Source organism: Ilumatobacter sp., from assembly GCF_039969435.1.
In the GTDB taxonomy this organism is placed as follows: domain Bacteria; phylum Actinomycetota; class Acidimicrobiia; order Acidimicrobiales; family Ilumatobacteraceae; genus Ilumatobacter_A.
The window spans coordinates 169,979-181,109 of the sequence record NZ_JBDVNU010000028.1; the positions used below are offsets into that span (position 1 = coordinate 169,979).

Annotated in this window: 4 protein-coding genes; 2 read left to right on the forward strand and 2 right to left on the reverse strand. The window is 68.7% G+C overall.

Annotation, left to right across the window (positions count from 1 at the left end):
* Nucleotides 1-4: 4 nt before the first annotated feature.
* Nucleotides 5-1,246 carry an organoarsenical effux MFS transporter ArsJ gene (gene arsJ / locus ABJK40_RS14335; RefSeq protein ID WP_348478980.1) on the forward strand — a complete coding sequence of 414 codons (1,242 nt, stop codon included), beginning with the start codon at nucleotides 5-7 and terminating at the stop codon, nucleotides 1,244-1,246.
* On the opposite strand, the gene ABJK40_RS14340 is transcribed toward arsJ, so the two are convergent.
* Nucleotides 1,228-2,193 carry a GNAT family N-acetyltransferase gene (locus tag ABJK40_RS14340; protein WP_348478981.1) on the reverse strand — a complete coding sequence of 322 codons (966 nt, stop codon included), beginning with the start codon at nucleotides 2,191-2,193 and terminating at the stop codon, nucleotides 1,228-1,230. The two genes, arsJ and ABJK40_RS14340, sit on opposite strands and share 19 nt — an antisense overlap.
* Nucleotides 2,194-2,318: 125 nt before the next feature.
* On the opposite strand from ABJK40_RS14340, the gene ABJK40_RS14345 reads away from it, so the two are divergent.
* Nucleotides 2,319-5,624 (forward strand): AAA family ATPase, encoded by a 3,306-nt coding sequence (locus ABJK40_RS14345; RefSeq protein WP_348510327.1) that lies wholly within the window; start codon nucleotides 2,319-2,321, stop codon nucleotides 5,622-5,624.
* On the opposite strand, the gene ABJK40_RS14350 is transcribed toward ABJK40_RS14345, so the two are convergent.
* Entirely contained in the window at nucleotides 5,611-11,100 is a 5,490-nt protein-coding gene (locus ABJK40_RS14350) for a Calx-beta domain-containing protein (protein ID WP_348480910.1), read from the reverse strand. The genes ABJK40_RS14345 and ABJK40_RS14350 overlap by 14 nt on opposite strands.
* Between the last annotated feature and the right edge of the window lie 31 nt (nucleotides 11,101-11,131).

Here is an 11,131-nt window from a genome sequence, read left to right on the forward strand (position 1 = left end):
ACCGATGAAAGTCCGCAACTACGCACTCGTCACCGCCGGCTACTGGGCGTTCACGATCACCGACGGCGCACTGCGGATGCTGGTGCTGCTGTACTTCCACGACCTCGGGTACTCGCCGATCTCACTCGCCTTCCTGTTCCTCGCGTACGAGTTCATGGGCATCGTCACCAACCTGGTCGGCGGCTGGGTGGGGGCGCGAACCGGTCTGAACCGGACGCTGGTCGCCGGGCTCGGGCTGCAGGTGATCGCGCTCGCCGCGCTCACCGTGCAGCAGACGAGTTGGGCCGAGTGGGTGTCGGTCGTGTTCGTCATGGGAGCCCAGGCGCTCTCCGGCGTCGCGAAGGACCTGACCAAGATGAGTTCGAAGAGCGCCGTCAAGTTCGTCGCCGGAGACGCCGACGGCGCGCTGTTCCGGCTCGTCGCGATCCTCACCGGATCGAAGAACGCGTTGAAAGGCGTCGGCTTCTTCATCGGGGCCGGACTGCTCGCCTGGATCGGCTACGACGCGGCGCTCTGGTCGCTCGCCTCACTCGTCGGCGTCGCGCTGGTCGTGGTGGTGGTGATGCTCGACGAGGACATCGGTCGCTCGAAGAACAAGCCGGCGCTGCGCTCGATCCTGTCGAAGTCGTCGGCCATCAACCGGCTCGCCGCCGCCCGCTTCTTCCTGTTCGCCTCGCGTGACATCTGGTTCGTCGTCGCCCTGCCGGTGTTCCTGGACGAGCGACTCGACTGGAGCTACCAGGGCATCGGGGCGTTCCTCGCGCTGTGGGTGATCGGGTACGGCATCGTCCAGACCGCCGCTCCACGTCTGTTGCGACGACGCAGAGGAGTGGCCCTCGACGAGATCCACGCCGCCCGCCGGTGGGCGTTCGTGCTGGCGCTCGTGTCGGCGGCCATCGCACTCGCGGTGGGTGTGGAGTTCGCCACGACCGTGGCGATCGTGGGTGGCCTCGTGGTGTTCGGTGTCGTGTTCGCGCTCAACTCGTCACTGCACAGCTACCTCGTGCTGGCGTATGCCGACGACGACGACGTGTCGCTCGACGTCGGCTTCTACTACTCGGCCAACGCCACCGGTCGTTTCGTCGGCACCCTGCTCTCGGGACTGCTCTACCTGTGGGGAGGGCTCACCCTCGCTCTGATCGGATCGACAGTGGCCGTCGTCCTCACGTGGCTCCTCACCCTGCGGCTCCCGGCCATCGGCGCCACCGCGACGGCCGTCGGCAGGGTTCAGACCGCGAGGTCGTGAACGATGCTGCGCGTCGAGGGCCCGAACCCGAGCGACCGGTAGAGGCGCGACGCTCCCGTCGGGTTCTCCGAGTCGACCGCCAGAGCAGCGTGGGTCAGGCCCGCCTCGGCGAACGCCTGGAGCGATCGCACGATCAACGCCGACGCCACCCCTCTGCCGCGCCACGCTTCGAGCGTGCCCAGGCTGTCGATCCAGGCCTCCGAGCGACCGAGCAGTTCGTCGTCGGCCTCGTACCGGTGGTTCAGTGCGTGTGCGACGACTCGGTCCTCGTCGTCGAGCGCGACGAACGAGAGGTCGGGTCGTGCGCCGAACCCGTGGACCTGCGCGTGCCAGTCCTCGACGCTGCTGGGGGTCGAGCCCCAGTGGTCCATGAACGCATCGTTCTTCTCCCGGCGGATCTCCTCGTCACGCCCGTCGGGCCACGGCACGATCGTGATCCCGTCGACGGCGGCTGGTGCGGGCATCGCCGCCACGTCGTCGAGTGGGCGGATCAACTCGTCGATGTAGCGCACGATGCCGAATCCCATCGCCCCCATCAGCGCATGCGCCGACGTCGCCGATTCGGAGATCTGGAGGCGGACGTGGCGCGGCAGGTCGCGCCCCGTCGACTCCAACAGCGAGCGAGCCTGCCCGATGCCCCAGGTCATCAGCGCGCGGCCGACACCGAGACCGCGGTGGGCCGGGTCGACGTTGCCGAACAGGTAGCACCGCTCCTCCTTGACCTCGCTCGGCAGGTGCAGTGCGTACACGTAGCCGACGACGTCACCGTGCACTTCGGCGACCCGGACGTGGGTGGCGAAGGGGATGCGGGCGTCGTCGAGCTCCTCGCACATCTCGTCGAACTCCATCACCCGCGCGACGTCGTCGGCGGCCTCGGCGCGCAGCAGGACCGAGTGGATCGCAGGCAGGTCGTCGCTCGTGGCGGGACGCAGAACGGGTGTGGACACGGCACGAATCTACGCCCGACGGCGGGCGCCGACGGAGTGGATTCCGACCTTCGCCCGACCGCCGGGGCGCGGGCGGTGGCGGTCGACGTGGCCGGGTGGCGGGAGTAGTTTTCCTCCACCCCTCTATGCACACCCAGCCGTCGAGCGACGCCGAGTTCCATCAGGCCTCGAACGAACGATGCGCGTCCTGTACCGCCGTCATCACCGCTGGCGCTCGGTTCTGCAGTTCGTGCGGCGCCGGCGTCTCCGACGGGAGTGCGGTTCCAGGAACCGCGGCCGAGTCGAGGGCCGGTCGGTCGACTTCCGAGCCGGAACGACGGCAGGTGACCGTCCTGTTCGCCGATCTGAGCGGATTCACCGAGTTGACCGGTCAGCTCGAACCCGAGGACGTGCGCTCGCTCGTCGACTCCTTCCTCGTGATCGCCCGCGAGGCGATCGAGGGGTGGGGCGGGCGTGTCGACCAGTTCCTCGGCGACGGTGTGTTGGCGGTGTTCGGGGACCCGCTCGCGCGAGAGGACGATGCGGAGCGTGCGCTGCGCGCTGCGGTCGACATCAGGTCGTCGACGCACTCGCTCCGGCCGTTCGGTGCATCACGGGACGGCGCCCAGACCGCTCACTTCGGACTGGCCACCGGAATGGCGGTCACCGCCGATGCGAGGAATCCGGTGGGTGTCACGGCGCCGATGGGGCCGGTCGTCAATCTCGCCGCCCGGTTGCAGTCGCTCGCCGGCGCCGACGAGATCCTCGTGTGCCCGACCACCGCACTCCTGGTGCGGCGTGTCGCGACGCTGGCATCGCTCGGCGAACGCACGATGAAGGGGATCGAACAACCGGTGGACGTCAGTCGGCTCGTCGGACTTCGTCGCTCCGACTCGATCGGTCCGAGTCTGAGCGTGCTCGCCGGACGTGGGAGCGAACTCGCGACGCTCTCGAACGCCGTCGAGTCGCTCGTCGGCGATGGCCGCGGATCATCGGTCACGGTGGTCGCCGAAGCGGGTGCCGGAAAGTCGCGGTTGTTCCACGAAGTCCGCCTCTCGTGCACGTCCGGAAGGGGTGCCGACGTGTCCTGGCACGAGGGCCGAGGACGCTCCACGGCCACCGCCACCGCCTACGCACCGATCGTCGAGATCATCGAATCGATGGCGGGCATCGAGGAGGGTCATGACGCCCACGAACTGCGGTCACGACTCGTTCGACTCGTCACCGGTCTCGACCTCGAGGGCGACGACGTGATCGGTACGTTGAACCGACTCTTCGCCGTCGAGGACGCCACCGAGGCCTCACGTGACCGCGAGGGATACCAGGCGCGTCTCGTCCACGCCGTCGCCGCGTTGCTCACCGCTGCATCCGGCCGGGGGCCGACCGTCGTCTGCGTGCAGGACCTGCACTGGGTGGACCCGTCGACGCTCGCGCTGCTGCGTGCCGTCGTCCCGTCACTTCGCGAACACATCCTGTTCCTCTTCAACAGTCGACCCACGGACGCCACCACCGTGGGCGAGGACCACGTCGCCATGTTGCTCCGCGATCTGGACCTCGAATCGATCCGTGCCCTGGTCGAGTCTCGGCTCGGAGGCAGAGCCGACGTCGACCTGATCCGACTGGTCGCCGAGAGATCGGGCGGCAATCCGTTCTTCGCGGAGGAGGTGACGAACCGACTCGTCGACCAGGCCGGACTGGAGAAGCGGTCCGACACCTGGGTGCTCCGAGCCGATGCCTCCGACGCCGACGTGCCGAGCACCGTCCAGGGGGTGATCGCCGCACGTCTCGACGCTCTTCCCGATCGGGCGCGAACGCATCTACGGCACGCAGCGGTGTTCGGGCGGACGTTCACGACCGAGGACCTGCGGAGCCTCGACCCCGACGCGAGTCCGTCGGAGGCTCTGGCGACACTGGTCCGTGCCGACCTCGTCCGGCCGCTGGGCGGCAGCGGAACCGATGGTGCTCCCGGTCGCTACGAGTTCAAGCACGCGCTCACGCTCGACGTCGTCCGGAGCAGCCTGAGCAAGGGCGAACGGCGGCGGCTCCACCGCGCTGCGGCGATCTCGATCGAGGCCCGGACGGGGGGCCGAACGATCGAGTCGGCCGATGTCCTCGGGTTCCACTACCACCTGGCCGGCGACGTCGAGCCGGCGGTCCGGCACCTGAGCATCGCTGCCCGTCGTGCGCTCGATCGATACGCCATCGACGAGGCCGACCAGTTGTACGCGATCGCCTATCGCATGCTGATCGAGGAGGCCGACGGAGGGGAGCGGCACCGGCATCTCGGTTCGCTGCTCGTCGAATGGGTGCTCGTCCACTACTACCGCGGCACGTGGCGCAGCGCCACCGATCTGCTCGCAACGCACGATGTCGACATCGAAGCGAGTGGCGACTCGCGGGTGGTGGGGATGGCATTCGCCTGGCGTGGTTTCTCCGCTGCGATCGCCCGAGCCTCGATCGGTGAAGCGCTCGAGCTCCTCGACCGCGCCGTCGCCATCGGCGAACAGGCCGACGATGTCGAGGTGCTCGCGCACGCTCACACCTGGCGCATCTGGGCGCGGTTCCTCGGTGGCCAGCACGCAGGCGCTCTCGCCGACGGCGAACGCGTCGACGAGTTGCTCGACCGACTCGCCGACAAGCGGTACGTCAGCATCAAGTCCGCCGGTGCCGTGGGGCTCGCCCACATCGGCCTGGGACGCTTCGCCGACGCTCGACGGACCGCCCACTGGCTCATCGCGACGGGCACGGAGACCGGAAGCACCCGGGCGACGTCGATGGGTCAGTCGGTCCTGAGTCTGGCGGCCACCGTCACCGCCGACACCGAGGCCAGTGCCAGATTCGGACGCGACGCCGTGGCGACGGCGACCGATCCGATCTATCGCGACATGGCTCGGTTGATGGCGGTGCACGGGTTGGTCGCAGCGAGCGCCGTCGACGAGGCACGCGCGCTGCACACCGATCTCGTCGAGTCGTGTACGAAGCTCGGCCTCGACGGACTGATCCTCGCGGCCTCGTCGGGGTTCGCAGTGATGACGGTGCTCGACGGAGACCTGACCGAAGGGATGTCGCAACTCGACGACTCCATCGCCCAGGCCGAGGCTGCCGGAAGCCTGCTCCTGGCGGCGTTCGGCCGCGTGTACCGGGCGAGCATCCGGGCGAGGGCCGTGACGCGCGAGGTGTCCGTTCCGCTCACGACGGTCCTGCGGAACCCTCGGTTCGTGACTCGCCATGCGATCCCGGGACGGCGACGTGGGGTCGCCGAACTCGAGCAGCTGATCGTCGGCCTCCCGACGCAGGGCTGTGCCGGTCTGCGGTGGTTGGTCTCGCTCGAACTCGCGAAGTTGCTCGTCGCTCGCGGCGAGGAACCACGAGCCGATGCCGTGATCGCCCGCGCCACGGAGTGGATGCCCGACGCTCCGCTGAACCGAGCCGACCAACTCACTGCACCCTGACCTCTCCGATCAGCGTGTCTCGACCGGCACCGCCGACCACGAGGTCGCGGCCGGTTCCGCCATCGACGTGGTCGTCGCCGACACCGCCGAGGAGGATGTCGCTGCCGGCCCCGCCGAACACCAGGTCGTCGCCCCCGAGTGCGAAGACGATGTCGTCTCCGTTCCCGGAGCAGATCACGTCGGATCCGTTCGTGCCGACGATCAGGTCCGCCCGCGGCGAACCCGTGATCGTGCACGGTCGACCGACCTCGATCTCGTGGACCACCAGGCGGGATGTGCCGTCCGGTGCGATGCCCTCCAGCGTGATCGTGTGGCTGCCCGGCGCGGTGTCGGCCGGCAGCGTCACCGTCCTCGACACCCGTCCCGATCCATCGGCGGTCACGTCGCCGAGCTCGATCGGCTCGCTGCGCAGCACGATCCTCACCCGACCTCCCGGAACGAATCCGCCGCCCGAGATCGGAATGACCTGACCGGCCGGTGTGATGCCGGGGTCGATCGCGTTGATGCGGTTCACGATCACGGGGAACGACGCTGACGACACGTTGCCGTAGATGTCCTCGGACGTACATCTGACCACAGTCGTTGCGTTCATGGGGAACGACGAGCCCGACCGCGGCGTGCACTGCGGGCGCAGGAGAAAGAGCATCTCGGAGTCGTCGGACTGTGCGGGGAACGGATAGCTCACACGGACGGTGGCCTGGTTCGATGTCGTAGCGACCGAGATCGAGGGTGGGACGGCGATGGTCGGACCGCTCGTGTCGGGATCGAACCGGTGGGAGCCCATTGCAGCCCCGAGCCGGACGTCGTACACCCCGGTGAACACCCCACACGCAGGCATGACGCAGGCCCCGATGCTCTCGGCGGGTTGGTCGCGCATCCCGGATCGCATGCGTGTCTGTCGCTCGACACCCTCGATTCCGATTCCGAAGCGGACGGGGAACGTCGCAGCGAAGGCGGCGGTGTTCGGGCGGTCGACGTGAATCCACCAGAGGCCGCTCGGCTCGAGTACTCCGTTCGTCACGCGTCCGGAGGCCGGCCCCCGTACGACGACGGACACCACTCGCGATTCGTCAGGTCCCAAGGTTCCACCGACTGCGAGTTCTGCCGTGGCCGCCGAGTCGAAGAGGGTGGGTGGAGCTGCGGCCAACCTCAGTCCATCGAGCGCGATCGCCTGACCCGTCGGGTTCGTCAGTTCGATGGTCACGATGTTGTCGATCGGCGTCGGTGGAAGGGTTCCCTGGCCCGGAGGCAACACCGGTTCGACTCGCGCCTCGGTGATGATCGGCAGTGGGCGGTCCTCGACGTCGTCGTCCTCGATCGTGAACGTCGCCGTGTCGACGGGCCGCGTCTCGGGAAGTGTCGCCTCGATCGTGAACGACTGATCGGACTCGACGAGGGTGTCCTCGACGATGCCGACCGTCAGGGTGGCCTCGGTGACGCCGGGAGGGAACCGGAAGGAGGACGGGAGGTTCGGGATCACATCGCCCTTGATCGTCACCGGATACGTGACGTCGAAGACGCTGACGCCGTTCAGTCGAGCCGTGATGACCTCCGTCCGGGTGACACCCCTGCTGCCCTCGGTGAACTTCGTCGTGCCCGTGATCGTCACGGTCGGGATCGGGTTCGTGTCACGGATCTCGATCCGGCGCAGGTCGACGAGTGCCCTCTGCTCGTCCAGCACGACGTAGTCGAACCGCTGGACCGGTTCGTCGATGTCGTCGGCCACGGCGATGATCGACGCGAGCTCGATCTCGGTCACGCCGGCCGGGACGACGAACTCGCCACCGGTGTCGACGTAGTCGTCGGGCTCCGCGTCGAGGTCCAGATCGAGCCCCGGCACCGACGCATCCGACTCGAGGAGTCTGACCTCGAACGTCCGATCGACATCTGTCGGTGACCCGATGTCGAGCATCACGGGGAGCGTCGCACCTTCGTCGACCCGGGAAAACTCCTCGAGGCGCAACCGAGGGTCGTCGTCGATGATCGTGTAGGTGACCGAGGCCGATTCCGGGTCGGGCTGGAGGAGGTCCGGCACGAGCACGAAGGTCTCGTCCGCCTCGGCCCGACCGTCCTCGACGATCCCGATGGTGATCGAGGTCCGGCCATCACCCGGGGGCACGGAGTACACGACGTCGGTCGGAATGGTGAAGTCGACGTTCGACGTCGAGTCGTACGGCGACGTCGCGGTCCCTCTCGACAGTCCGAGCACGAACGTCAGCGGCACCTCGGTCGGAATGTTCAGGGCGAGATCGACGGTGTAGTCGCGCACGCCGGCGAGTGACGACGTTCCTTCGCGAATGTCCGCCGTGCCGTCGATCAGCCGAGGATCGACGACGGCGATCGTCGGTCGCGGATCGGTGTCGGCGACGTCGAGACGGGCGCGGGCGACGAGAGCGTTGCCGTCGAGGACGTCGACGAACGTGGATTGTGTGCGCTCGTACCGACCGTCGGCGCGAGCCGTCAGGGTCGGGAGGGAGACGACCGAGGCACCGGCGGGCACGACGAAGACCCCGTCGGCGGCGAGCGGATCGAAGTCGTCGGCGTCGGCCACGGAGCCGAAGAACGGCGGGGACAGGACCAGGCGAACCGTGCGATCCGCCGGGGCCACGTCGACGAGTTCGAGCGTGAACGTCGCTGCCGTTCCCTCGTCGATGGTGAGCGTGGACGGGGTGATCGATCCCAGAAGATCGTCGTCGTCGTCGACGATCTCGATCGTCGCAGTGGCGACCACGGGGTCGTCGCCCGCTGCGGGACAGCCATCGGTGATCCTGACCTCGAACGATTCCGTCGACTCGGCGACGTCGTCGCCGACGACGGTGACCCCGATGTCGACCGCGGTCGCACCCGCCGGGATCGAGAACTCGCCGATCGATCCGCCGCCGTCGGCGACGACGTCGCCGGTGATCGTCCCCTGGTCGGGCGAGAAGACGAACGCCGTGAGGCATCGGTCCCGGTCGGTGACGCCGACGCCGGTGAGCGGCAGCGTGAACTCGCCGTCGGCGTCGCTCTCGGTGAACACGGCGTCGTCCATCGACAACAGCGGACGTGGGTCGTCGTCCAGGATGGTGAGCAAGCCCTGTGCCTCCACCTCGATGGTCGCTCCACCGGTCACCCGGACGCCGACCGAGCGTCGCTCCGGCTGCTCGTGGATGTCGTCGTCGAGCACCACCGCCGCCAACGCCGCCTCCGTGCCACCGGGAGGGATCGTCACCCGCCCGGCGGTGACCGGCTCGAAGTCGACACCGGGCCGCGCCGCGGTGATGAAGGCGTCGCCCGGATCGAACGTCTCGTAGTCGACGGTCACGCCGTCGACGCCGGCGGGTTCGTCGAGGACGATGCGCACGGACGCAGGGTCCGACGACGATCCCTCGTCGACGACCGCTCCTGCGAGCGACGCAGTGGGGAGTGGCGGTGCAGGTGCCTCGCCGATGACGAGTTCGATCGTCGAGTCGACCCGGCGCACCGTCACCGGCGGATCACCCGGACCGCTCACCCCGGCGAATGCGCCCACGATCGACGACGACGTCACGAAGGGGTATGTCGCCTCCACGATCGCGTCGGGTCCCTGGGTCGCCACGATCGCACCGTCGAGGTCGGCCACTCCCGACACGGCGACGGAGCCCGGCGACGTCTCGCCGAGTTCGAGTCGGATCCCGGCGTCGATACCGACGGCGAGCGAGTCGGTGGTCACCGTCGCACCCTTCGACAGCGAGAGCACGCCGTCGACCCGCAGCCCGTTCACGGCGAGCCGTGACGTGTCGAGAGTCGCGCCGTCGAGCAGGTCGAGGCGGCCCGTGGGTCCGATACGTTCGAGATCGTCGAATGCGGTGGTTTCGCCGCCGTTGAAGCGGAGCAGACGTGCGTCACCGCGAAGCGCCACCGTTGCACCGTCGATCGTGCGGATGGAGGGGAAGCCCAACCAGGTCGTCCCCTCGGCAAGCGTCCACGAACCGCCGGCCAGGGTCCCGTCGACATGCTGCGCCACCGACGTCGAGCGGAAGTCGACGCGTCCTGATCCCACGTCGATCTCCCCCACGTTGTCGAGCGTGCCCGAGAAACCGAGCTGGGCGTCGCCCGGGCCGTCGATCGTCATGCGCCCCTCGTTGCGCAGGACCGTCGAGGAGCCCAAGCGCACGTCGGCACTCTGCGTGATCGTCCACGACGCGCGGTTGGTGATTCTCGCCGAGCCTTCGACGCCGATCGTGGGACCGTCCTGACGGATCTCGCCGTCGTTCACCAACCGGACGGAGTCACGGAGGAAGAGCGCATTTCCGCCCGACAGCGTCATCGCCGAGCCCTCGGGGATCGTCACCGAACCGGTGCCGGCGAGGACGGCCGACTGCCCGGGCTGCACCGCGAGGAGACCACCACCGACGACGGTGTCGCTGCGCACGTCGAGCACTGCGCCGCCTGCGATGCGAACGAGCGGGAGGGTCCGGTCACCGTCGACGACCATCCGGCCGGTCATCAGGTGGAGTTCGGCGGGCTCGAAGGCCGCCGCGGCATCGACGGTCACCGAGGTGGTGTCGGACAACACGCCGAACACGCTGACACGGACCGTGCCGCCACCCGCCACGACAGAGTCGGGACCGAACACGTTCGACGGAGCGGAGATGCCGAGTTGCGCATCGGCGTCGACCCGGAACGTCCCGTTGTGTGTGCCGCCCGATCCGAGCGCACCCTGCCCCGAGCGCACGTGCATCGTGCCGTCGTTGGTGTACCCGATGCCGAGGAACTGGGCAGCATCTCCGATTCCACCGACCGACAACGGAACGAATGCGGGACCGTCGACGAGCACGGTGCCGCCGGGCTCGTTGCGCGCCGTCGGTGCCGGCGACCCGGGCTCTGCGTTGATCGTGGTCGGTCCGTTCAGTGCGAGCGTGCCGCTGTTGCTCAGGCTGGTGCCGGGTCGCATCCCGATGCGGGCGAATCGGCCGTTCACGGTCACGGTCCCCTGGTTGACGATGTCGACGCCGGCCCTCGCGATCGCATCGACCGTGAATCGGCCACCCTCGCGAACCGTCAGTGTCGGTCCGGACTCGGTCGCCTCGATGTTGGCGGGATTGGCGGCGGCGACGAGGGTCTCGCCACTCTCGACGTACGCATCGGCGCCGAGCACCACGCGGCTGTTCGCGAGCGTCAGGCCGCCGAGGTCGGCCTCGCCGGTGACGGTCACGTTGGATCCGTTCTCGAGGCGAACCGAACCTCCCGCCGTGATGTCCCACCCGGCCACCGTGAGCGTTGCTCCCAGGACGCGGATCGCGGTGTTCGACCTGAAGCACACGACGTCGGCCGGCGTCGGCGCCACACCGGTGCTCCAGGACGACGGCGTCGTCAGTGGCGTCACGCCGGTGGTGGGGCCGACCCAGGTGGTGGTGCACACGGGAGCCGCCGAGGCGATCGGCTCGGCGATGGGCGCGATCGACACCCCGACGGTGACGAAGAGGAACACGGCGAGAGGGCGCAGGACCGACATGGAACGATCGTCCTCCCGGCGGAGTCGACGT